Origin of the sequence: Pseudomonas chaetocerotis (genome assembly GCF_015712105.2) — a bacterium.
Lineage (GTDB): Bacteria > Pseudomonadota > Gammaproteobacteria > Pseudomonadales > Pseudomonadaceae > Aquipseudomonas > Aquipseudomonas chaetocerotis.
In genome coordinates, this window is the sequence record NZ_JACFYX020000017.1 from 106214 (window position 1) to 130784 (window position 24571).

Here is a 24571-nt window from a genome sequence, read left to right on the forward strand (position 1 = left end):
GTCCATCTCATACGCGGAACTGCCCAAGCAGACGATTGAGCTGGTCGGCCAGCTGTTTCAGGTGCTGACTGGCCGCGCTCGACTGCTCGGCAGCCTCGGCGGTGTTGTGGGCCAGCGCTGCCGTCTGCGTGACGTTCTGATTGATGTCTTCCACCACGTGAGATTGTTGCAGGGTGGCGCTGGCGATCGAGGCGTTGAGCCCGGTCAGGTTGCGCAGCGATTGGGCGATCTGGGCGAGGCTCTCGCCAGCCTGGCTGGCCTGCTCCACGGTCAGTTGGGAAGCGCGGCTGCTTTCGTTGATCACCTTGACGGCGGCTTCGGAGTTGCCTTGCAGGCGCTCGATCATGCCCTGAATTTCGGCGGTGGACGTTTGCGTCCGCTGCGCCAGAAGCCTCACTTCGTCAGCGACCACGGCGAAACCACGGCCCTGCTCACCGGCGCGGGCAGCCTCGATGGCGGCGTTGAGAGCGAGCAGGTTGGTTTGCTCGGCGATGGAGCGGATCACCTCGAGCACGCTGCCGATCTGCGTGCTCTCGCTGGCCAGTGATTGAATCACCTCGACAGCCTTGTCGATGGTGCTCGACAACTGATCGATCTGGCGCAGGCTCGCTTCGATGTTTTGCTGGCCCTGGCTGGCCTGGTCCTCGGCGGTATGCATCTCGCTGGAAGCGTGCTCGGCGTTCTTCGCCACGTCCTGCACGCCGTAGGTCACCTCGTTGACAGCGGTCGCCACCAGCTCCATCTGCTGCGCCTGTTGCTGGCTGTGGCGCTGCGCTTCGCTGGAGATGTCGCCAAGCGAGCGGGCGGCCTGGTCGAGCGACCCCGCCGAATCGAGCATCTGCCGGATCACATGGCGCAGCTTCGCGGTAAAGGCATTGAAATAGGTCGCCAGGGCGGTCAATTCGTCACGCCCGTGGGTGTCGAGAGTGCGGGTCAGGTCGCCTTCGCCGCTGGAAATGCTGGCCATGGCGCCCACGGCTGCCTGCAACGGCTGCACGATGCTGCGAGTGATCAGCACCACCAGTCCAGTCAGGAGCAGGGCGATCAGCAGGCCGATGCTCATGGCTTTAACCGCCTGGGCCCTGAACTCCACCTGCACGTCATCGACATAGACGCCGGAGCCGATGATCCAGCCCCAGGGCTGGAACAGTTCGACGTAGGAGATTTTCGGTACCGGGTCAGTGGCGCCGGGTTTCGGCCAGCGGTAGTCGACCTGGCCGGCCCCCTGGCTACGGGTGATGGCGACCATCTCATTGAACAGCGCCTTGCCGTCCGGATCCTTGAAGCCGGAAAGATTCTGGCCCTCTAGCTTGGCATTCATCGGGTGCATGAGCATGACCGGGGTCTGGTCGTTGATCCAGAAGTACTCCTGGCCGTCGTAGCGCAAACCGCGCACCGTCTCCATGGCCTGCTTCTGCGCTTCTTCGCGGCTCAGGCTGCCGGCGCTTTCCAGGCTGTGGAAATGCTTGAGAATACCGGCCGCACTCTGCACCACATGCTCGGTCTTTTCCGATTTGCCGGCGTAAAGATCGGTTTGGATCTGGCGCAGCATGTAAGCGCCCTGCAAGATCAGCGTCAGAATGGCCAGCGCCAGGATCAGCCATAGACGGCGGCTGATGGGAAGACTACGTAAGCTGTTCATGGACGAATTCCTGATTGTTGTAATTGTCGGCTTCAGGGCCGCCTCGAAGGGCGCAGAGCAATACTGTCACATCGAGGCATTATTCACTCTAGTTGTCTGATAGCATTTCGGCAGCCCGGCGCAGAACCTGAATGAGTACCGGGCTAGACCGTTGCAAGGAACCTCCATGACGGTTTTGTGTCCCAGGGCCGGGGCCATGCTCCACGTTCTGAGTTTTACGCGTAGGTAGTTGCCGCGCTTTGGGGGATTTGATGGATTTATGGGTGGCCTTTCAGGCCCTGATTCTGGGCATAGTGGAAGGCCTGACCGAGTTCTTGCCGATTTCCAGCACCGGGCACCTGATCGTGGTTGGTGATTTGCTGGGGTTCAATGGCGAGAAGGCGACGGCGTTCAAGATCATCATCCAGCTTGGCGCCATCCTGGCCGTTATCTGGGAGTTTCGAGCCAAGGTGCTCGGTGTCGTAATCGGCTTGCCCAGCGACCCGAACGCGCAGCGTTTCACCTTCAACCTGCTGCTGGCATTCATTCCTGCGGTGATTTTCGGCCTGGCCTTCGCCGATCTGATCGAGCATTGGTTGTTCAATCCGATCACGGTCGCCATGGCGTTGATCATTGGCGGCATCATCATGCTCTGGGCAGAGAAGCGCGAACACGCGATCAAGGCCGAAACGGTCGACGACATGACCTGGAAGCTGGCGCTGAAGGTTGGCTTTGCGCAATGTCTGGCGCTGATTCCGGGTACGTCCCGTTCGGGTGCCACCATCATCGGCGGCCTGGTATTCGGTTTGTCGCGCAAGGCGGCGACCGAGTTCTCCTTCTTCCTGGCCATGCCGACCATGGTCGCCGCTACGGTCTATTCGCTGGTCAAGTACCGCGACATCCTGCAGATGAGTGACTTGCCGATCTTCGCCATCGGTTTCATCAGCACCTTCATCGTTGCAATGATCACCGTGCGCGCGCTGCTCAAGTTCATCACCAGCCACAGCTACGCGGTGTTCGCCTGGTACCGCATCGCCTTCGGTCTGGTGATTCTCGCTACCTGGCAGTTGCACCTGATCGACTGGAGCACGGCGCAGCCGTGATGGGTAACGAGCGCAAGGGGCGCCTGAAAAGCTGGGATGATGCCAAGGGTTTTGGTTTCATCCAGCCGCTCAATGGTGGCGCTGATGTCTTTGCGCACATCTCAGTGATGCGCGGTGATCGCCGCCCGCTGCCGGGCGACGAGGTGCTGTTCATCGAAGGACGTGACGAGCGAGGGCGGCCACGCGCCGAGCATTTGCGCCTGGCTGGCGAGCTCAGCCTCGATCACCAGGCGATCCGGCGCAAACCGAAAACCCCCGGCAAGGCTGTTCCTGCAGCACGCAAGGCTGCTGCCAAACCCGCACTGCGGTCATCCACTCAAGGCTCCATCCACAACTTCTCCAGCAAGGCTGTGGTGCTCGCGTTGCTCTGCGTCCTGCCATTGCTCGGCGCCGTAACTCTGTTCGGCAAGGGGGGGTGGTGGGTATTACCGCTCTATCTGCTGGCCAGCCTGCTGAGTTTCCTGCAGTACTGGCTGGATAAACGCAGTGCCCAGACGGGTGACCGACGCACAGCGGAAAATACGCTGCATCTGGTCGAGCTGGCGGGTGGCTGGCCAGGTGCGCTGATCGCTCAGCAGATGTTCCGGCACAAGACGCGCAAGGCGTCCTATCAGGCCGTTTTCTGGCTGATCGTCGCAGTTCATCAGCTGTTCTGGATCGATCTGCTGTTGCTCGACGGCATCTACGTCGCCCGCCACATACCCTTATTCGTCCAGTAGCAGGCCAGGTTGCAGGCGCTTGGGCAGGCGGCGCACCACCAGTTGATGCGAGCGAGTCAATAGTTGGCGCAGCTCATCGTCGCCCAGCGGCGGCCGGTGAGCGTTCATGCTGATCCAGTAGGCACGAGCCAGGTATGGGGCAGGGCGGATGCCAGGTCGGTCTACATGACCGAGAAACAGGTCGTTATCGACCTTGAAGGCCAGGTCCTCGCCAAGAAAATCGAGAATGGCGAACATCTTGTTGCCCGCCACCGAAAACACCCGGTTGCTACCCCATTTGAGGTCTTCGCGGGCGCCGGGCAAGGCGAGGCAGAAGGCGGCGATCTGATCCGGCGTCATAGTGGGTCTCCTTGCCTGTTTTGAGTGTCCAGGGTGACAGCTTGGGCTGGCCATTAAAGGTTCCTGGCTTTTTGGCATCTATTAAGCTTGTGTTGAAGCCTTAAGGTCTCTGATCATGCGCTGACCAGATCTCGGTCCGCGCTGCCCTCGAAATGTGCTCATGAATCGCCGACATCGTCTTCGGTTAATCCGCTGGTTGTTGTTGAGTTCGATGATCTGCTCGCTTGGCGCGTGGGCAGAAGATCGTGTACTCGATAGCGCACAGCTGAAAGAGGAGCCTTTGTCACTGACGACATGGGTAGGGCTCCTGGAGGATTCTACTCGTACACTGACGATCGAGACCGCTCGCTCGGCCGAAATGGCCGAGCGCTTCCATCATGAGCGCATCGCAAGCGCGTCGTTTGCTTTGGGTTTCACTCGTTCGGCCTACTGGTTCCGCCTGGCCATCGGCAACAGCAGCAACCAGGCACTGACCCGTTTGCTGGTGGTGGACAACCCGCGCATTTCCCAGGTCGACGCCTACGTGCCGGACGGGCAGGGCGGCTATCGTGTCTGGCGCACTGGTGCTGACCGACCGCAGACTGCCAAGGCCTACGACAACCGCAACTTCGTCTTCGCGCTGCAACTGGCCGCGAACTCGCAGCAGGAGATCTACCTTCGGGTCGAGTCGAGCATCGGTCTGTTGGTGCCGCTGCAGCTCTGGACCGTCGAAGGTTTTCAGGCCTATGCGCGTGAGGACTACATGGCGCGCGCCGGCTACATGGGCATCGCCGTCGCGATGATCCTGTTCAACCTGATGCTGTTCATCGCCCTGCGTGAGCGTATTTACCTGCTCTACGTGACCTTCGTGCTGTGCGCCGTCTGCGCCCTGACCATAAAGAACGGTATGGCGCCAGACTGGACGCTGTTCGGCCTGCCGCTAAACTCCAACGAGGCCTATTACTCGGGCGCATCATTGGCGCTGAGCAGCATGCTGCTGTTCATGCGCAGCATGTTGCAGACCGCACGTCTTCTGCCGCGGGTCGACCGCTGGTTGCTGGCGTTGGTAGCGTTGTATCTGATTTCCCCGCTGATCTACGCCGCCGCCCTGGCGCAGGTATCGCGCATAGCCATCGTGATCAATCTGCTGACGGCTTTCGTGATGATGGGCGTGGCCTTGGCCTGCGCCCTCAAGCGTCAGCGCAGCGCCTACTTCTTCCTGGCCGCCTTTGGCCTGCTGATTCTGGGGGGCGCAACCACCACCCTGCGTGCCATGGGCATCTTACCGACCAATGCCTTTACCGTGGATGGCCTGCAGATCGGCTCATCGCTGGAGATGCTGCTACTGGCCTTCGCCCTGGCCGACCGTATCAACGTCATGCGCCAGGAAAAGCTCCGGGCGCAAGCACGACTTTTGCAAACTCAGGAGCAACTGGTCGAAACCCTGCAACGTTCGGAGCGTGAGCTGGAGCACCGCGTCACAGAGCGTACCGAAGAGCTGCGAGTGCTCAACAGCCGCCTGCAGACACTGAGCCTGACCGATGCCTTGACCGGTATCGCCAACCGTCGACATTTCGACGAGGTCTTGATCAAGGAATGGCAGCATGCCCAGCGTGCTGGCTACCCTCTGGCGTTGCCCCTGGTGGATGTCGACTGGTTCAAGGCCTATAACGACCACTACGGCCATCTGGCTGGCGACAGCTGCCTGCAGCAGATTGCACATACCCTGGCTGCGACCATCAATCGCTCCACCGACCTGGTGGCGCGCTATGGGGGTGAGGAATTCGTCTTTCTGGCACCGTCTACCGGCCTCGATGGCGCGCAAAGCATGGCAGAGAAGCTGGTAGAAGCCGTGGCGGCATTGGAGCTGCCGCACGAACACTCGCCGTTGGACCATATCAGCATCAGTATCGGCGTCGCCTCGATGCGAAGCGATGCCGCAAGCCCGCCACAAAGCCTCCTGCAACGGGCCGATGCCGCGTTGTATCGGGCCAAGGCGCAGGGCCGTAACCGGGTAGCGAGTGACTCATAAAAAAGCCCCAGAGCATCGAACCCTGGGGCTGAGGAGGGTCGGCATGGCGCCGGCCGGGGAGAGTAGCTTCAGGCCTGTGGCTGCCAACCGCCACCGAGCGCCTTGTAGATCGCGACGATACCGCTGTACAGCTCGACCTCCGCCGAGGCCTGGGCATCTTCGGCGGCCAGGCGCTCACGTTCGGCGTCCAGCAGCACGAGGAAATCCACCGTGCCTTCGCGATAGCGAATCGCGGCCTGATCGGCTGCAGCACGACTGGCTTCGGCCTGGCGCACCAGGGAAACCAGGCGCTGCTGACGTTTGGCGTAGTCGCTGAAGGCGTTTTCCGATTCTTCCAACGCCAGCAACACCTGCTGCTCGTACTGCGACAGCGCGCCATCGGCCTCGGCTTCGGCGCCGCGCAGGCGCGCCCGCACACTACCGAGATCGAAGGCCGCCCAGCTGATGCTCGGCGCTACACCCCAGGCGCGAGCAGCTGACGAACCCAGCTGCGAGCCACGTCCGGCGGTAAAGCCGAGAAAGCCGGAGAGGCTGACCCGCGGAAACAGATCCGCCGTCGCCACGCCGACCTCGGCGGTGGCCGCCGCCAACTGCCGCTCAGCCGCCTGGATATCCGGACGACGGCGTAGCAGTTCGGCCGGGTTGCCGATGGGCAAGGCTTTGGCGATCACCGGCAGGGGCTTGGGCGACAGGTCGATCTGCAACTGCTCCGGGCGCTGGCCAAGCAGGGTAGCGATGCGATTCTGTGCACGCACCTGTTGCGCCTGCAGTTGCGGCAGGCTGGCTTCGGTGGCGGCCAGGCGTGCATCGGCGCGCAGTACGTCCAGCTCGTTGCCAACACCGGCATCGCGCAACTGCTCGGTGATGGCACGCGAATCCTGCTGATTCTTCAGGTTCTCGCGGGCGATGCTTTCGCGCAGTTGTGCGCCACGCAGGGTTCCGTAGGCGTCGACCAGTTCGGCGATCAGGCTGACCTGCAACTGGTAGTAATCAGCTTCAGCCACTTCGATGCGCGCTTCACTGGCTTCCAATTGGCGCTGGATACGGCCGAACAGGTCCACTTCCCAGGCCATGTCCAGGCCCAGGTCGTAGCGTTCCTGACGGATGCGTTCCTCGCTGACCGGCGGCTGCTGGGCCTTGCCGAACTCGCCGCTGGCGCGGCTGGTGACGGTTGGGAAGCGGTCGTTGGCCACGTCATCGCGGATCGCTCATGCTGCACGCAGGCGGTTGAATGCCACGCGCAGCTCGCGGTTGTCCTGCAGCGAACGCTGCACCAGCTGGTTCAGCGTCGGGTCGTCGAACTGCTGCCACCAGGCGGCTTCGAAGCGGCTGCGGTCGTAATCGGCCGCTTCCAGCGCGGCAATGCGCGCTGGGTCGGTCACGGGCGCTCGATAATCCGTGCCGACGGCGCAGGCCGACAGCGCAAGGATCAGGAGAGTGGGGGCAAGGGCTTTCATGCATGCGACTCCTGCAGACGGGCGGCTTTGCGGGCTTCGCGTTTTTCGACGAAGCCGCGGATCAGGACATAGAACACCGGCGTCAGCAGCAGACCGAAGAAGGTAACGCCGATCATCCCGGAGAACACCGCCACGCCCATGGCATGGCGCATCTCGGCGCCTGCACCACTGGACAGCACCAGCGGCACCACGGCCATGATGAAGGCGATCGAGGTCATCAGGATCGGACGCAGTCGTAGGCGGCAGGCCTCAAGCACGGCCGCGACACGATCGAGCCCCTCTTCCTGTTTCTCCTTGGCGAACTCGACGATCAGAATGGCGTTCTTGCACGCCAGGCCCACCAGCACGATCAGGCCGATCTGGGTGAAGATGTTGTTGTCGAGGCCTGCGATGATCACCCCGGTGATGGCGGTGAAGAGCACGATCGGTACGATCAGGATCACCGCCATTGGCAGGCTCCAGCTTTCGTACTGGGCGGCCAGCACGAGGAAGGCCAGCAGCACGCAGAGCGGGAAGATGAAGATCGCGGTATTGCCGGCGAGGATCTGCTGGTAGGTCAGATCGGTCCACTCGAAGGTCATGCCGATCGGCAGTTCCTCGTTGAGCAGTTTGGCGATGGCCGCTTCAGCCTGGCCCGAGCTGTAACCTGGCGCTGCAGCACCGTTGATCTCGGCAGTGAGAAAACCGTTGTAGTGCATCACCCGATCGGGACCGGAACTGTCATCGACCTTGACGAAGGTCGACAGTGGCACCATCTCACCACGGTTGTTACGCACCTTGAGCTGACCGATCTGCTCCGGCTCCAGGCGGAATTGCTGGTCGGCCTGGACGTTGACCTGGTAAGTGCGGCCGAAACGGTTGAAGTCGTTGGCGTAGAGCGAGCCCAGGTAAACCTGCAGGGTATCGAAGATGTCGCTGATGGCTACGCCATGGGTCTTGGCCTTTTCGCGGTCGATGGCGGCATCGACCTGCGGCACGTTGACCTGATAGCTGGTGAACACCGACATCGGGTTCAGCTCCGGCAACTGACGGGCCTTGTTGAGGATGTTCTGGGTCTGCGTGTACAGCTCTTCATAGCCCAGGTTTCCACGATCCTGAACTTGCAGGCGGAAGCCGCCAATGGTGCCCAGGCCCTGTACCGGCGGCGGAGGGAAGATGGCGAGGTAGGCTTCCTGAATCTCACCGAACTGGCCATTGAGCTCAGCGGCAATGGCACCGGCAGACATGCTTTCGTCCTTGCGCAGACCGAAGTCCTTGAGCGTGACGAAAACGATGCCGCTGTTGGGGCTGTTGGTAAAGCCATTGATCGACAGGCCGGGGAAGGCGACGGTGTTTTCCACGCCCGGATGTTTACCGGCGATTTCACTCATGCGCTTGATCACCACTTCGGTGCGATCGAGCGTCGCGGCGTCCGGCAACTGGGCGAAGGCCACCAGGTACTGCTTGTCCTGCTGCGGCACGAAGCCGGTCGGAGTGCTGGAGAAGCCCAGATAGCCGAGCACCAGCAAGCCACCGTAGACCAGCATGGCAATGCTGCTACCACGCAGCACACGACGCACAGTACCGACGTAGCGGTTGCTGGCGCGCTCGAACATGCGGTTGAACGGAGCGAACAGCCACCCACCGAACAGCTTGTCGAGCCCGCGCGAGAAGGCATCTTTCGGCGCGTGATGGTCCTTGAGCAGGATGGCCGCGAGTGCTGGCGACAGGGTCAGCGAGTTGATTGCCGAGATCACCGTGGAAATGGCGATGGTCAGTGCGAACTGCTGATAGAACTGGCCCGAGAGGCCGGAAATGAAGGCCGTCGGCACGAATACGGCGCACAGCACCAGAGCAGTGGCGACAATGGGACCGGTCACCTCCTTCATGGCCTGGCGGGTGGCCTCGACCGGTGATTTGCCCAGGGCGATGTTGCGCTCGACGTTCTCCACCACGACGATGGCATCGTCCACCACGATACCGATGGCAAGCACCAGACCAAACAGCGACAGGGCATTGAGCGAGAAACCGAACATGTGCATGACCGCGAAGGTACCGATCAAGGACACCGGCACGGCAGCCAGGGGGATGATCGATGCACGCCAGGTCTGCAGGAACAGCACCACCACCAGCACCACCAGCACAACGGCTTCGAGCAGGGTGTGCACCACCGCCTCGATGGAGCCGCGGACGAAAATGGTCGGGTCATAGACGACTTCGTAGTCCATGCCTTGCGGAAAGGACTTCTTCAGTTCGGCCATGCGCTCGCGCACCGAGTCGGAAATCTCGATGGCGTTGGAGCCAGGTCGCTGGAACACCGGGATGGCGACCGCCGGCTGGTTGTTCAACAACGAGCGCAGGGCGTACTGGTTGGAGCCCAGTTCGACGCGGGCGATGTCACGCAGGCGGGTGATCTCGCCGTTGTCGCCGACGCGGATGATGATGTTCTCGAACTCTTCCTCGGAGACCAGGCGGCCCTGGGCGTTGATCGACAGCTGGAAGCTGTTGCCGGCATCGGAAGGCGGCGCGCCGAGGGCACCTGCGGCGACCTGGCGATTCTGCTCACGAATGGCGGTGACCACGTCAGTGGCAGTCAGCCCGCGCGAAGCCACTTTGTTCGGGTCGAGCCACACGCGCAGTGAGTAGTTACCCATGCCGAACAGTTGCACGTCACCGACACCGTCCAGGCGCGCCAGTTCATCCTTGACGTTGAGCGCGGCGTAGTTGGACAGGTAGAGCATGTCGTAGCGCTGATCCGGCGAGGTCAGGTGCACCACCATGGTCAGGTCCGGGGAGGCCTTGTCCACGGTCACACCGAGACGCTGCACCTCGGTGGGCAGGGTCGGCATGGTGCGGGTGACGCGGTTCTGCACCTGTACCTGGGCATTGTCCAGGTCGGTGCCGAGGGCGAAGGTCACGGTCAGCGTCAGGCGGCCGTCGATGGTCGACTGCGACGACATATAGAGCATGCCTTCGACGCCGACGATGGCCTGTTCCAGCGGCGAGGCGACGGTTTCACCGATCACCTTGGGGTTGGCACCCGGGAAGTCGGCACGCACTACGACGGTGGGCGGCACCACTTCCGGGTATTCGCTGATCGGCAGCTGGAACAGCGAGATCGCACCGCCGATCAGGATCAGCAGCGACAGCACCGCGGCGAAGATCGGCCGCTGGATGAAGAATTGCGAGAAATTCATGGGTCTTTCCTCTGGTCGCGCGAGCTTGATCAGCCGCGCGGCGAGCGAGCTTCGATTTTATCGGCGGCGATGCGCGGGGCCTGGCTACCATCGACGGCCTGGCGCATACGGGCCAGTTGTTCGAGGGTGCTGTCATCGGCCATGGACACCGGTTGCGGATCGACGGTGGAGCCAGGCATGGCGCGCTGCAGGCCGTTGACGACGATCTTCTCGCCCTTGCTCAGGCCGCTGCGGACGATGCGCAGACCTTCAAGTTTCGGCCCCAGCTCGATGGAGCGATAGGCCACGGCGTTGTCGTCACCCAGCACCAGCACGTACTTCTTGCCCAGGTCGGTGCCGACGGCTTCGTCCTTGATCAGGGTGGCGGCGTAGGGCTTGCTGCCTACCAGCTTCAGACGGGCATACAGGCCCGGGGTGAAGCGGCCATCCTGGTTGTCGAACACGGCGCGTCCACGAATGGTGCCGGTGCGCGGGTTGACCTGGTTGTCGAGAAAGTCCAGTTGGCCCAGGTGTGGGTGGTCAGCTTCATCGGACAGACCGAGGTACACCGGGCTGGCGCCACGAGCGTCGGAACCGGACTGGCGGGCCAGCTCGACATACTTGAGGAAGGCGCGTTCATCGGCATCGAAGTAGGCGTAGACCTTGTCGGTGGAGACCACCGAGGTCAGCAGGCTCTCGCCGGCACCGACCAGGTTGCCTTCGGTGATTTCGGCGCGGCTGACGCGGCCGTCGATGGGCGCGGTGATGCGGGTGAAGCTCAGGTTGAGGCGGGCGTTTTCCAACTCGGCGGCGATTGCAGCGACCTGAGCCTGAGCTTCGGTGGCGGCGCTGGCACGAGCATCGGCCAGTTCGGCGGAGATGGCGTTGCTTTGACGCAGACGCTCACCGCGGCGTGCTTCGTTGGCGGCACGGGCCTGGCCGGCGCGGGCCTGTTGCAGCTGGGCTTCGAGGCGTTTGACTTCCGCTTGGAACGGACGCGGGTCGATCTGGAACAGCAGATCGCCTTTTTTCACCAGGGTGCCTTCGTCGAAAGCGACCTTGTCTATGTAACCGGAAACGCGCGGGCGGATTTCGACGGACTGCGGCGCTTCGAGACGCCCGGTGAACTCGTCCCACTCGTTGATCGGCTGTTCGATGACTTCGGCGACGCTGACCTTGGGAGCGGGCATTTGCGCCTGAGTTTGCGCAGCCTGTTCGCACCCGCTGAGTGCGAGTACGCCGGCGAGGGCCAGGGGGAATATCCAGATGTTCTTGTGCTGCTGTTCCATGGGTGACTCCGCCAGTCGGATTTGTGGATTGGCGGAGTCTGCGACGAGTCTTGAAGGGCTACGAATCGAATGCCATGAATTTGAATATCATCGGGAATGATAAACGATGCACTTATATCAATTTTGATCTACGAAGGTGCGCCAATGTTCCTGGCGGCACTTGGATGGTGCGTTTCCGGATGTTTGTCAGAGGCTGTCTGGGTCGCCGCAGAACATCTGGATGCGCGAGCGCAGCCAGCGCTCGGCCGGGTCGTTGTCCTGGGCGCCACGCCAAGCCATATGCAGTTCGTAGGTTTGCGCCTCTAGCGGCAGATCCTCGGCGCGCAGGCCGCCGGCTGCGGTCAAGGCGGCTGCAGTGTAGTCCGGCACGCTGGCGACGATATCGGTTTCTGCCAGCAGAGTCGCCAGGCCGTTGAACTGCGGAACGGCCAATACGATGTGGCGCTCGCGTCCAAGCTTGGCCAGTTCGTCATCGATAAAACCGGTGAGGTCCCCGGCGAAGGACACCAGCGCATGGGGACGTGCGCAGAAATCGTCAAGGCTGAGCGCGCCGGGTACGGTGTCGGCGCGCAGCAGCTTGGCCTTTGTGCGACGCAGCACCTTGCGCTTGGCGTTGGCCGGCAGCTCTTCAGTGTAGGCCACGCCCACCGAAATCTCACCAGATGCCAGCAGGCCGGGCATCATCAGATAGTTGGTGCGGCGAATCACCAGCACCACGCCCGGCGCTTCTGCGCGCAGGCGTCGGAGCATAGCTGGCAGCAGGGCGAACTCGACGTCGTCGGAGAGGCCGATGCGAAATATAGCTTTGCTGGTCGCGGGATCGAAATCGGCGGCGCGGCTGACAGCGGTGGAGATCGAGTCAAGCGCCGGCGAGAGCAGGGCGAAAATCTCCTGCGCGCGCGGTGTCGGTTCCATGCTGCGACCAGTACGCACGAACAGGGGGTCATCGAACAGGGTACGCAGGCGAGCAAGCGCCGCACTGATGGCGGGCTGGCCGAGAAACAGCTTCTCCGCGGCTCGCGTCACACTACGCTCGTGCATCAGGGTCTCGAAGACAATCAACAGGTTCAGATCGAGGCGGCGCAGGTCGTTGCGGTTCATCCGGGTACCATTCGAGGGATACGGGCCTTGTCAGCACGGCGCTGCAAATGAGAGCCTTTGCCCGGGCAATAGTACGGGCAGTGTGTAGCGGATTGAAAGTCGCTGAATCACTGACAGGCATGAAGACTATCGATAGAGTCTGATAGTGTCGCCGCCGCACAGCGGATAGAGTCCACAGTCATTGAAGTGTTAATCCGCGATCAAGCTCGAGGTAAGCGATGTCCCGCATGATCCGTTTTCATAAGTTCGGCGATGCCGATGTGCTCCAGTACGAAGAGGTTCCGACCCCTGTGCCCGGCCCTGGCGAAGTCTTGGTGCGCGTTCAGGCCGTCGGCCTGGGCTGGAAGGACGTGCTGTGGCGTCAGAATCTGGCGGCCGAGCAGGCCAAGCTTCCGGCCGGTACCGGTTTCGAACTGGCCGGCACCGTTGCGGCGCTTGGCGAGGGCGTGAGCGACTTCGAAGTCGGCACCGCCGTTGCAGGTTTCCCGGCGAGCACGCCGAACCGTTACCCGACTTGGGGTGATCTGGTGCTGATGCCCAGCCATGCCCTGACCCGTTATCCTGACGTGCTCAGCCCGGTCGAGGCCAGTGTTCATTACACCAGCCTGCTGTTCGGCTACCTGGCGCTGAACGATCTCGCTCACCTCAAACCCGGCCAGCATGTGCTGATCACCGAGGCCAGCCACTGCATGGCACCACAGACCGTGCAACTGGCCAAGGCGTTGGGTGCCAAGGTCATCGTTTCCACCAGCTCTTCGGAGGATCGCGAGTTCCTGCGTGGTCTGGGAGCCGACAAGGTGATCGCCACCGAGGAGCAGGACCTGGTCCTGGAGGTCGAGCGCTACACCGAAGGCAAAGGCGTCGAGGTGATTCTCGACCAGTGCGCCGGTCCGCAGATGAAACTGCTGGGTGATATTGCCGCGCCGCGCGGCAAGCTGATCCTGTACGGCATCAATGGCGGTAACGATACGGCTTTCCCTGCTTGCGCCGCATTCAAGAAGCACCTGCAGTTCTTCCGTCACTGCGTGCTGGATTTCACTGGGTGCCCGGAGCTGGGTATCGAGCCGAACAATGATGCCGTGCAACGCGCGCTCACGCACATCAATCAGATGACTGCGGACCGCCTCCTGACGCCGGTGATCGACAAGGTGTTCGACTTCGAAGATTTTGTCGAAGCGCATCGCTATATGGAAACCTGCCCGAACCGCGGGCGGGTGGCCCTGAAACTGGCCACGGATTAAAGTCCGTGGCCTTGCGGTCGCTATAACCTAGGTCTACGTTCGTTCTAAGGATAGGTACATGAGTCTGGTTACCGGCGACGCGCTATCGCTGTTGTTGTTTCGTTTGCATAGCGGCCGCCTGCTGGGGATCAACCTGCTCAAGGTCAACGAGATCATTCCCTGTCCAGCCTTGACCAAGCTGCCCAATCGTCACCCCAACGTGCGCGGCATCGCCACCTTGCGTGGCGCCGCGATGACGGTGATCGATCTGGCTCGCGCCATCGGCGAACGCGGTGCGGCTGACGAAGACGACGGTTGCCTGATCGTCACCGAGTTGAGCCGCTCGCGTCAGGGGCTGCACGTGAAAAGTGTCGAGCGTATCGTGCAGTGCTCCACCCGTGACGTGCGTCCGCCACCCGCCGGGGCCGGTAATCGTGCCTTCATTACGGGTGTGACCCAGATCGATGGCGCCATCGTGCAGGTTCTCGATATCGAGAAGGTACTGCACGACATTGCGCCTGCGCTGGAGGAAGCCCCCGTCGGGCACCTGCTCGACGGCCAGGATGCTCGCCTGCTGCAAGGTCGCCGCGTGTTGCTGGTCGACGATTCGCAAGTCGCGCTGCAACAGACCCTCAACGTGCTGCGCCAGCTGGGGCTCGATTGCACGGCAGTGCGCAGTGCCCAGGCTGCCCTGCAGCAACTGCACGAATACCATCAGGCTGGCATGCCATTCGAGCTTTTGGTCTCGGACATCGAGATGCCTGAACTGGATGGCTACAGCCTGGTTCAGGAAATCCGTCGCAGTCCCGATATTGCCGACACCTACGTGCTGCTGCACACCTCGCTGGACAGCACCATGAATACCGAGAAGGCGCGTTCGGTCGGCGCCAATGCGGTACTGACCAAGTTCTCCTCGGTCGATCTCAGCCAGGCACTGCTCGATGCCTTCCGGCAAATGAGCGGGCAGCACTGAGTCCGCCCCTGCAACCCCTTGCCGTTAGGCGGCAAGGGGTTGCCTCGCCTCCTTTCTAGTCGATTAGAAAATTCAACAATTTCAATTAGTTAAGTACGCCCTATAAGCTGGCATGCGCTTTGAATCTGTGCGCCTGGCAATTGCAACTCAGTCAAGGAGCACAGCATGAGCACGATTGGAGGTATTGGCAGTTACGGCGGCATATCCCTCACGGGATTTCGCAACAAGCAGAGTGAAGAGCAGGGCGAACTGGCCCAGTTGGCGCGCAATGTCGAGAAGACCACGCGTACGGCGAACGCCGAGTCCGAACGCGAGTTCCGCGCAAGGCAGGCTACGGAGGACGGCTTCGCTCGTTTGCGCGTCGCCCTGCAGAACGCGTCAGACGGCAAGGTCGAGACATCGGTCAGTTCAGGGCAGGTGGAAAAGCCACTGGGCGACGAGGGCGGTAACGCCGCGCTGGAGGCTTTCAAGGCCTATATGGCGATGACTCCGGCCGAAAAGATGCGCGACAGTATCCTCAAGGAAATAGGCATGACCGAAGAGGAGATCGAGGCGCTGCCACCTGAGCAGCAGGAGGCGGTCGAAGAGGAAATTGCCCAACGCATGGAAGAGCGAGCCAAGATGCAGGCCCAGTCAGAGGACAATGGTCATTCTTATGGGCTGATCTGATCAGCGTGCGCCTTGTTGAATGGGTATCTCAGGATTGAGCCTGTGAAAAACCGTGATGTAAATCACGGAAGATTCTCCGTCCTAGTGAATGACCGTTGGAATTTTCATGGGTTGAACTGTCTATCAATCGACGACGGTTCAACCCATGGGCTCTAACCGGTTGAGCCTTCACCAACGTAGAGAATCTTTATCAGGTCGTTACCAATATGGATGTTCTTTCCGAGTTCTTCGAGCGCACGAGCCTGCAAGGGCGACTGTTATTCGCCGGCCCGGTAGACGGTACCCTGGTGCTGGACAAGCCACCAGGCATGGCATTCATCCACGTGATCGAGCGAGGTGCACTGGATATGGTGCACGCCGACAAGCCTCGTATCGCGATCAGTGAACCCAGCGTTCTGTTCTGTCCCAGCACCTGCTGCTACAAGCTGCGTGCGCACCAGCCCGGCGGCGTCGATCTGATCTGCGCCTCGTTCCAGTTCGGGCGTTCGGGGCAGCAGCCATTCCCACTGGGGCTTCTGGAAACCCTGGTGTTTCCGCTGAGCGCCCTCGAGCAGCTCGGGCCGGTGATCGGCTCACTGGTCAACGAATTCCGGACGCCGGCACCTGGCCGGAGCAAGGCGCTGAACCTGCTGTTCGAATACGTGTTCGTCCTGCTGGTACGCCGCGCGGTGAACGAAGGGCGCATAACCAGCGGCCTGCTTTATGCGCTGCAAGACAGTCAGCTGGGGCCCGCGCTGATCTGCATTCACCAGGAACCTCAGCTGGCCTGGAGCGTCGAGCGCTTGGCAGCGTTGGCGAAGATGTCGCGTACCAAGTTCGCAGCGCTGTTCTCCGAGGTCATGAGCATGACGCCCATGGCCTATGTAACGGCCTGGCGCATGAAGGTAGCGCAGGATCTGCTGCGTGAGGGGGTGCCAATCAAGGTGGTCGCCGATGCCGTGGGTTACGCATCGCAAGCGTCGTTCTCGCGTACCTTTGCCCAGCAAGTCGGACAACCGCCAGGCGAATGGCTACGGGCTGAAGGGGAGGACCCGCCGGCGAAGCTGCAGGTGCAGATATACCGCGATTAACTCTGGCCAAGCCCAGGGCTGTCGGGCCCTGGGTATTCTTCACCGGTCAGGCGACGACCGGGATCAGCGGGTCGGCTGCAGCCAGGGCGATCTCGCGCTTGGCCTCCGGCGGGTAGATCCACTGGGTGTTGATCTGCGTTTTCAGCTCTTTGCCTTCCTTGCCGGTCAGCACCACCTTGCGCTCCCAGCCTTCGGTGAACACCGCGCCCCAGGCGCCCAGATCCAGGCAGGTGACGTACTTGGGTTGGCTGTAGGGAATCGGCTCGACACCCAACAGATCGGCTGCAGCGTTATTGCCGGAGGAGCGGCCGAGAGCGATGGCGTGCTGGCAGGTCATCAGTGCGTGGTTGCCAAGATCATCCACCTCGGCATAGGCGGTATCGCCGGTGGCGTAGATGGCGTCCTGGCCGAGTACTCTCAGGTTGCGGTCGACGTGCAGGCGGCCGAAGGCGTCGCGCTCGCCATCGATTTGCTGCGTCAGCGGTGAGGCTTTAACCCCGACGGTCCAGACTACGGTGCTGGCTTCGATACGTTCGCCGTTGTCGAGCTGGACGCCATGCTCATCGACCATCGACACCGGGCTGCCGAGCTGCCAGGTCACGCCCAGTGTGTCGCAGGCTTCGGCGATCACCGAGGCGATCTGCTCGTCCATGACGCTGCCAACCTGTTTGCCCATGTCGACGACGATCACCCGCACATCGGCCTCTTTACCCAGAATGGCACGCAGCCGCGCCGGCATTTCCGTGGCCGTTTCAATACCGGTGAAACCACCGCCGACCACCACCACGGTGTTACGGGCCTGGCTGGCCGGTTTGTCGCGCAGGTTCTGCAGATGGACTTCCAGTTTCTGCGCCGACTCCAGGCTGTCGACATCGAAGGCGAAGCGGTCGATACCGGCCAGTGGAGGCCGGGCGACCTGGCTACCAGAGGCCAGAATCAACCGATCGAAACTCAGTTCGGCCTGGGCGCCGCTCACGTCACGGTAGACCACTCGCTTGCCTGCGGCATCGATACGCGTAGCGCTGCCCTGGACGAACTGCACGCCAACTGCATCGAACAACGGGCCGAGCGGGGCAACGGTGGTGGCCAGGTCGCTTTCATAAAAACGCGGGCGTACGCGCAGTTCCGCTTGCGGAGCGAGGAGGGTAACGGCGACGTCCAGGCGCTGGTGCTGGTCCAGCAGGCGAACGGCGCTCAGCGCACTCCACATTCCGCCGAAGCCGGCACCGATGATCAGGATCTGCTGTTTCATATCGTGAATTCCCATAGTCGTTGAAGAAAAAGAAGTGTTGGCTGGCTACGGGACCGATTGTGTGGTTGTTTTGGATCAAGGTATTGATCCAGTATCTACAAAAATAACTAGTCCACTTCGAGGACCCCATGCCACTCGATAAAACCCCACCACAAGTGGTCTTTCTGCCACTGGGAACGCCGGAGGAGGGAGTCAGCCTGCAGGGATGGCTATACGAGTCGCTGCGCCGCGCGATTCTGGGCGGGCGCCTGCCCGCTGGCAGCAAGCTGCCCAGTACTCGCTCCATGGCCGAGTACTACGGCCTGGCACGCGGGACGGTGCAGGCTGCTTATCAGCAGTTGCTTTCCGAAGGCTATCTGCAAGCTCGGACCGGCAGTGGTACGCGCGTCAGCGAGGTATTGCCGGACCCGACGTTGAACGCGGGATACGTTCGGCGCAAGGTGGTGGCCGAGGTGGAAGTGAAGCGCACAGCACCTGACACGCCTTGGCTGAGGCGTCTGTCCGAGATCGAGCCCATCTTCTCTCGGCGAACGCTGCCAACCGGCGTGCGTCCGTTCTTTCCTCACCGTGGCGATATCAACGCCTTTCCCATCGACCTGTGGCGCAAGTTGCACACGCAGCAGTTGCGCAGCTCGCGCCTGACGATGCTGCTCGACGCCGACCCGGCAGGCTTGCCCGCATTGCGCGAGGCCATCGCCGGGTATCTGGCCATCGCCCGGGGGGTACAGGTTTCACCGGAACGCATCCTGGTGCTCGGCAGCGTGCAACAAGGCCTGGATATCTGCCTGCGCTTGCTGTTACCGGGCGACTCTCAGGTCTGGATGGAAGATCCGGGTTATCCCGGCGCGCGGCAGTTGATGGATATCTCCGGTATCAACCGCGTGGATGTGCCAGTGGATCAAGCAGGCATGCGAGTGGAAGAGGGCATTCGTTTGGCGCCTGGCGCACGACTAGCCTATGTCACCCCCTCACGTCAGGCGCCATTGGGTGGTGAACTGTCGCCTGCACGCCGCCTGGCCTTGCTGAAATGGGCGGCGGAGCAGGGCAGTTACATCTTCGAGGATGACTACGACAGCGAGTACCGTTTCATCGCCAAGCCCATTCCAGCTTTGCGCTCCATGCCGGGTGCCGAGCACTCGGTCATCATGGCCGGGACCTTCAGCAAGCTGCTGTTCCCCTCGATTCGCCTGGCCTATCTGGTGCTGCCTGAGCATCTTGTGGAGAGTTTCACCCGTGCTTCGGCACTGATGTCGCGGCATGCCAACAGCCTGGCGCAGGCCGTTCTGGCCGACTTCATCCATGAGGGGCATTTCGACCGCCACGTGCGGCGCATGCGCAAGATCTATGCAGCGCGTGCCGACGCCTTCGCCGAAGCCGCGCACAAGCATTGGCAAGGGCTGATCGAGGTGCCGGAAATTCGTGCTGGGATGGATATCGCCTGTCGTTTGCAGGTAGAGACCGAACAGGATGCTTTTGGCCGTCTGCAGGATGCCGGTATCGATGCGATACCGCTGTCATGTTATTGCGTCAATCCGCGAGGGCCGGGACTGGTAATGGGCTTTGCACCCTATGAGGAACGCGCCATCGAGGATGCCGCCAGGGCCGTTGCGAAAATCCTGCGCGGCTGAGAACTGCCCCGGCCTTGGCCGGGGCAGCGACCATCAGAGGATGCTCAGCGGGTATTCGACAAAGGCACGAATCTCGTTGAGATCCGGCCCTACGTCGGTGCTGGAGCGGTAGATGGAGTTGCGCAGGCGCAGGTGCAGATCCTTGGCCGCGCCACTCTGGAAGGTGTAGCCGATCTGGTTGAAGATCTCGCGTTCGGTACCGTTGTTGTCGCTACCGGTATCGATGTTGTCACCACGTACGTAGGCGAACTTGTAGCGAAGACCCGGCACGCCGTACTCGGCGAAGTTCAGCTCGTAGCTGGCCTGCCAGGAGCGCTCGTCCTTCAGATTGAAGTCCGAGTAGTAGGAGTTGGCCACATAGATCGTTCCGCCGCCGTCGCCATAATCTTTGGCAAATCCGGCATCGCCGCTGTTGCGCTGGTGAGCGACGATAAAGGCATGGGCGCCAATGCTGTATTTGGCCGCCAGGCTCCAGATGGTATTGCGGTCACCTTTGCCATCGCCGCCGTAATCCAGGGCTGCCACGGAACCGGTGTCGTACTTGGTGCGATAGATGTTGAAGTCGAAATTCAACGCCTGTTCGGCGGCCAACACCATGTTGTAATTGACGTTGGCGTAATAGCGTTTGTACATGTCCTCGAGGTCGGCGTGATAGAGCGCCAGGCTCAGATCGTCGCTGACAGCGTAACTGCCACCGAGCACGTCGATGCTCTTGAGTCGGTTGGGATCGCGTGCCGAGTCACCCATCGGGCTGTCAGCAGTGAAACGACCTGCATTCAGTTCCAGGCCTTCAATTTCGTTGCTAGTGACCAGCGTGCCGGTGAAAGACTGTGGCAGCAGACGAGTGTCGTCATGGGCCAGAACCGGCAGGGAAGGGAACTGGTTGCCGTACTTGATCACGGTATTGGAGATGCGCAGCTTCACCGCACCGCCAGCCTGGGACAGGTCGTCCACTGGGCGACCTTCGCTGTCGGTATCGAAGAAGGGGCGATAGTTGCGACCGCGACCACTGTCGAGCTTGACCCCGAGCAGGCCGAAAGCATCGACGCCGAAGCCGACCGTACCCTGGGTAAAACCGGACTCGAAGGTAGCGATGAACCCCTGACCCCAGGTCTTGGCGTCGTTGGTGTTGTCTTTGAAATCACGGTTGAAGTAGGCATTGCGCAGCAACAGATCGAGGCTGGCGTCCTCGACGAAACCATTGGCTTCAGACTGGCTGCTGGCATGGGCCAACTGCCCGCCAAGCGCGAGGCCGCAAGCCAGCGCGAGACAGTGCTTCTTGTGCATGAGTGCTCCGGTGTTGGTATGTTTTCTTGTCAGGCCTCGCATCGAGACAAAGCCCAGTCCAGACGGACCGCTCATAGATACCACCGAGACGGCGCAGGCACTACTGAAGGTGGTCGATGGTCACTATCGACTTCTTCGATGAGGTCTTGGCGGCGAACGGGGATAGGCTTCTCCTCGATGAAGATTCCTGGGGTGGCGGCTTTTGCATCTCTCCCGAAAGCTGACGCTCTGGCTCCACTTCATCTCCTTTGGTTAAGACGACTTGTAGCCGCCTGGTGATTCAGTGCGGCCTTTTTTTGTGTTCATCTTTCCTGGTCTGACGTGCGCGGCGATTGAAGTGGCGGATCAGTGAAAATCCCGACTGCGTATATACAGCCCCGTCAGCAGCGTCGTCATGTCCGTCAGGCGTCCGGCGATCACGTGGCGCACACCGTCGACGGTCTCCAGCTGGCCATCGACGCGCAGCATTTGCGACTGCACCAGAACTCGTCGCTGCCGCTCGGCCAGGTCGTGCCAGACGACCACATTGACCAGGCCGTACTCATCTTCGAGGGTGACGAAAATGACGCCGCTGGCGGTTTGCGGCCTTTGCCGGCCGATCACCAGACCGGCAATGCTGACAGGCCGACCGTGCTCGACTGCCTGTAGCTCCCGCGAGCTCTTGCAGCGTATCGCGCGCAACGCCTGGCGCAGCAGGGCCATAGGGTGTGGACCGAGCGTGGTGCCAAGCGTGACATAGTCGGTCAGCAGGTCTTCTCCTTGCGATGGTGCAGACAGACTCAGGACTTCTTCACTCGGCGCAGACATGCCAGCGAACAGAGGCAGTTGCTCCTTGACGCCAGCAACCGCCCAGCGCGCCTGATAGCGGTGGCCAACTAGGCCGGAGAGCGCGCCTGCATCGGCCAATCGCTCGCGCGCCGATGCATCCAGGCATGCACGTATGCTGAGGTCTTCGACATCACGGAATGCGCCGCACTGGCGCGACTGTTCGATACGGCCCGCATCGTCTTCACGCATGCCACGAATCATCCTCAGCCCCAGGCGGATGGTCGGCTCGCCATGTTCATCGGGCTCCAGGCTGCAATCCCAGTCGCTGTAGCGCACGTCCACAGGACGCACCTCGACTTCATGCCGCCGTGCATCCTGCAGCACCTGATCCGGGCTGTAGAAGCCCATCGGCCAACTGTTGACCAGCGCGCAGGCATAGGCAGCAGGCTCGTGGCACTTCAGCCAGCAACTGGCATAGGCAAGCAGGGCGAAGCTGGCCGCGTGCGACTCGGGAAAACCGTAACTACCGAAGCCCTCGATCTGGCGGAAGATCCGCTCGGTGAATGCCTGCGTGTAACCCTTTTCCAGCATGCGCGAGGTGAGTCGCTGGCGATGCGGTTCGAGCCCGCCATGACGTTTCCAGGCGGCCATGCTGCGGCGCAGTTCGTCCGCCTCGCCGGGTGTGTACTCGGCAGCGACGATGGCCAGCTCCATGACCTGCTCCTGAAACAGCGGCACCCCGAGCGTGCGCTCGAAGACCGGCTTGAGTTCATCAGAGGGATAGTCGATCGGTTCTTCGCCGTTTCGCCGACGCAGGTAGGGATGCACCATGTCACCCTGGATCGGCCCCGGACGGACGATGGCCACCTGGATCACCAGGTCGTAGAAGGTGTTCGGGCGCAGTCGTGGCAGCATCGCCATCTGCGCACGGGACTCGATCTGGAACGCGCCGATGGTGTCTGCACGACTGATCATGGCGTAGGTGGCCGGGTCTTCCTTGGGCAGGGTGGCCAGCGTCCACTGTGTGCCGCGGTAGCGCTCGATCAGGCCGAAACAACGGCGCAGTGCGCTGAGCATACCCAAAGCCAGTACGTCGACCTTGAGCAGGCCGACCCTGTCCAGATCGTCCTTGTCCCACTGGATGACAGTACGCTCGGCCATCGTCGCGTTCTCCACCGGCACCAACGTATCGAGGGCGTGCTCGGAAATGACGAAACCACCCGGGTGCTGCGACAAATGGCGGGGAAAGCCGATCAACTCGCCAGTCAGTATCAGCACGCGCCTGAGCAGTGGATTCTGCGGATCGAACCCCGACTCCAGCAGGCGCTCGGACGATGGCGGGCCGCTGCTCCAGCGGCCACAGCAGTCAGCCAGCGCATTGACCTGATCAGGCGGCAAACCAAGAGCCTTGGCGACGTCGCGTATCGCCCCGGCGCCGTGATAGGTGTTGACCACGGCCGTGAGCGCCGCCCGCGTTCGACCGTAGCGACGAAACACGTACTGGATGACGTCCTCGCGCCGTTCGTGCTCGAAGTCGACGTCGATGTCCGGCGGCTCGTTACGCTCGCGAGAGAGAAAACGCTCGAACAACAACCGGCTTTGCGTGGGGTCCAGCTCGGTGATGCCGAGCGCAAAACAGACGCTCGAGTTGGCTGCCGATCCCCGACCCTGGCAAAGAATATGTTGCTCGCGGGCGAAGCGGACGATGTCGTGCACGGTCAGAAAGTAGCTTTCGTATTCCAGCTCGGCGATCAGTGCCAGTTCGTGTTCGATCTGTGCGCGGGCCCTGGCCGGCACTCCCTCAGGCCAGCGTTCGGCAGTGCCACGCTCCACCAGAACGCGCAGCCAGGACGTGGCGTCATGACCTGCCGGCACCAGCTCGTGCGGGTAGTGATACTCCAGCTGATCGAGATCGAAGTTGCAGCGCTCGGCGATACGCAAGCTCTGTGCGAGCAGCTCGGGCGGATACAGCTCGGTCAGCTCCTCAACTCGGCGCAGATGCCGTTCGCCATTGGCAAACAGATAGGCGCCGGCCTCAGCCACGGGCAGATGATGACGGATGGCGGTCATGCAATCCTGCAGGGCGCGGCGGCCACGGGCATGCATATGTACGTCACCACAGGCCACGGCCGGCAGGTCGTGATCGCCTGCCAGCTCGAGTAGGCGCTGCAGGCGCGCGGTATCGTCCGCGCCTCGATGCAACTCAACGCCCAGCCACAGGCGCTTGGGAAATAGCGAGCGAAGCCAGGGCAGGGCGCTGGCATCACCGTCACTGAGCCAGATGGCCAGCAGGCCATCGAGCGGCGCCACGAAATCCTCGTGCAGCAACCGATAGGTACCTTTTACTGCTCTACGCCGCGCCCGGGTGATTAAGCCGCATAGCGCCTGATAGCCCGTCAGGTTCTCGGCCAGCAGCACCAGCTTCGGGCCTTTATCAATGAGCACCTCGCTGCCTACGATCAGCTTTACCCCGGTTTTCTTCGAGGCTTCCCAGGCGCGTACGATGCCGGCCAGGCTGCATTCATCGGTGATTGCCAGGGCACGGTAGTTCAGCCTTGCCGCACGCTCGAACAACTCCTGCGCAGTGGACGCGCCGCGCTGGAAGCTGAAGTTCGACAGGCAATGCAGCTCGGCGTAATCACTCATGCGAACCAGCCGTGCAGCAGCAATGGCCCATCACTACCGACTGTGCGATACGCCCAGCCGCGCTGACCCGCACGGGTTTGCACCACGTAATAGTCGCGTCGCACATCCTCGCCATCCCACCAGCCGGACTCGATGCGCTCCGGTCCGGAGAGGATGCGCAGCGAGGCCTCACGCAGCGGCTGGGGCTCGCTCAGCAGCCAGCCGGGGCGCGGACCGCTGGGAGGCAGCAAGGGGGGGGGTCGGTTCATGTTGCCAGGCATGCT

General features: G+C 61.8%; 16 protein-coding genes and 2 pseudogenes. 8 read left to right on the forward strand and 10 right to left on the reverse strand.

Translation table 11 applies throughout. The features are described 5' to 3' along the window. Nucleotides 1–7: 7 nt before the first annotated feature. Nucleotides 8–1642 (reverse strand): methyl-accepting chemotaxis protein, encoded by a 1635-nt coding sequence (locus tag H3221_RS23860; protein ID WP_196476112.1) that lies wholly within the window; start codon nt 1640–1642, stop codon nt 8–10. Nucleotides 1643–1893: 251 nt separating this feature from the next. On the opposite strand from H3221_RS23860, the gene H3221_RS23865 reads away from it, so the two are divergent. Next, nucleotides 1894–2724 carry an undecaprenyl-diphosphate phosphatase gene (locus H3221_RS23865; protein ID WP_192980793.1) on the forward strand — a complete coding sequence of 277 codons (831 nt, stop codon included), beginning with the start codon at nt 1894–1896 and terminating at the stop codon, nt 2722–2724. Further along, on the forward strand, nt 2721–3443 hold the full coding sequence (locus H3221_RS23870) for a DUF1294 domain-containing protein (RefSeq protein WP_196476111.1): 723 nt from the start codon (nt 2721–2723) through the stop codon (nt 3441–3443). The genes H3221_RS23865 and H3221_RS23870 overlap by 4 nt, the downstream gene beginning before the upstream one ends. On the opposite strand, the gene H3221_RS23875 is transcribed toward H3221_RS23870, so the two are convergent. Then, nucleotides 3429–3782 carry an MmcQ/YjbR family DNA-binding protein gene (locus H3221_RS23875; RefSeq protein WP_192980795.1) on the reverse strand — a complete coding sequence of 118 codons (354 nt, stop codon included), beginning with the start codon at nt 3780–3782 and terminating at the stop codon, nt 3429–3431. The genes H3221_RS23870 and H3221_RS23875 overlap by 15 nt on opposite strands. A gap of 211 nt (nt 3783–3993) precedes the next feature. Between H3221_RS23875 and H3221_RS23880 the strand changes: the two genes are divergently transcribed. Continuing rightward, nucleotides 3994–5793 carry a diguanylate cyclase domain-containing protein gene (locus tag H3221_RS23880; protein ID WP_224490775.1) on the forward strand — a complete coding sequence of 600 codons (1800 nt, stop codon included), beginning with the start codon at nt 3994–3996 and terminating at the stop codon, nt 5791–5793. Nucleotides 5794–5861: 68 nt separating this feature from the next. Here the strand turns inward: H3221_RS23880 and H3221_RS23885 are convergent. From H3221_RS23885 to H3221_RS23900, 4 genes and pseudogenes are all read right to left on the reverse strand, one after another. Beyond that, nucleotides 5862–7250: pseudogene (locus H3221_RS23885) on the reverse strand (efflux transporter outer membrane subunit). Continuing rightward, a complete protein-coding gene (locus H3221_RS23890) occupies nt 7247–10426 on the reverse strand; it encodes an efflux RND transporter permease subunit (protein WP_196476109.1) in 3180 nt (1059 codons plus the stop codon). Before H3221_RS23890 ends, H3221_RS23885 begins: the two are co-directional and overlap by 4 nt. Before the next feature lie 29 nt (nt 10427–10455). After that, a complete protein-coding gene (gene mexE, locus H3221_RS23895; protein ID WP_196476108.1) occupies nt 10456–11694 on the reverse strand; it encodes a multidrug efflux RND transporter periplasmic adaptor subunit MexE in 1239 nt (412 codons plus the stop codon). A 186-nt stretch (nt 11695–11880) separates the two neighbouring features. Continuing rightward, nucleotides 11881–12795 (reverse strand): LysR family transcriptional regulator, encoded by a 915-nt coding sequence (locus tag H3221_RS23900; protein ID WP_100548906.1) that lies wholly within the window; start codon nt 12793–12795, stop codon nt 11881–11883. A 218-nt stretch (nt 12796–13013) separates the two neighbouring features. Between H3221_RS23900 and H3221_RS23905 the strand changes: the two genes are divergently transcribed. From H3221_RS23905 to H3221_RS23920, 4 genes are all read left to right on the forward strand, one after another. Next, complete coding sequence (locus tag H3221_RS23905; RefSeq protein ID WP_196448521.1) at nt 13014–14036, forward strand: zinc-dependent alcohol dehydrogenase family protein; 1023 nt, start codon at nt 13014–13016, stop codon at nt 14034–14036. A gap of 58 nt (nt 14037–14094) precedes the next feature. Then, nucleotides 14095–14988: a chemotaxis protein CheV gene (locus H3221_RS23910; protein WP_196476107.1), complete on the forward strand. Its 894-nt coding sequence runs from the start codon at nt 14095–14097 to the stop codon at nt 14986–14988. A 165-nt stretch (nt 14989–15153) separates the two neighbouring features. Next, on the forward strand, nt 15154–15657 hold the full coding sequence (locus H3221_RS23915; protein WP_196476106.1) for a hypothetical protein: 504 nt from the start codon (nt 15154–15156) through the stop codon (nt 15655–15657). Between the two features lie 206 nt (nt 15658–15863). Next, the gene (locus tag H3221_RS23920) at nt 15864–16727 is read left to right on the forward strand and encodes a helix-turn-helix transcriptional regulator (RefSeq protein WP_196476105.1); all 864 of its coding nucleotides are present in this window, start codon (nt 15864–15866) and stop codon (nt 16725–16727) included. A 46-nt stretch (nt 16728–16773) separates the two neighbouring features. On the opposite strand, the gene H3221_RS23925 is transcribed toward H3221_RS23920, so the two are convergent. Beyond that, entirely contained in the window at nt 16774–17979 is a 1206-nt protein-coding gene (locus H3221_RS23925) for an NAD(P)/FAD-dependent oxidoreductase (RefSeq protein WP_196476104.1), read from the reverse strand. Nucleotides 17980–18107: 128 nt separating this feature from the next. Here H3221_RS23925 and pdxR point away from each other — a divergent pair, with 128 nt between their 5' ends. Then, nucleotides 18108–19607: a MocR-like pyridoxine biosynthesis transcription factor PdxR gene (gene pdxR / locus H3221_RS23930; RefSeq protein WP_196476103.1), complete on the forward strand. Its 1500-nt coding sequence runs from the start codon at nt 18108–18110 to the stop codon at nt 19605–19607. A 33-nt stretch (nt 19608–19640) separates the two neighbouring features. Here pdxR and H3221_RS23935 read toward each other — a convergent pair whose 3' ends face one another. The 3 genes and pseudogenes from H3221_RS23935 to H3221_RS23945 all read right to left on the reverse strand — a co-directional run. After that, nucleotides 19641–20894, reverse strand: coding sequence for an OprD family porin (locus H3221_RS23935; protein ID WP_196476102.1), 1254 nt, complete (start codon nt 20892–20894; stop codon nt 19641–19643). 345 nt (nt 20895–21239) lie between these two features. Continuing rightward, nucleotides 21240–24308 (reverse strand): error-prone DNA polymerase, encoded by a 3069-nt coding sequence (locus H3221_RS23940; RefSeq protein WP_196476101.1) that lies wholly within the window; start codon nt 24306–24308, stop codon nt 21240–21242. Further along, nucleotides 24305–24571 (reverse strand): annotated as a pseudogene (locus tag H3221_RS23945) (DNA polymerase Y family protein); the annotation flags it as partial. The gene H3221_RS23940 and the pseudogene H3221_RS23945, both read right to left, overlap by 4 nt.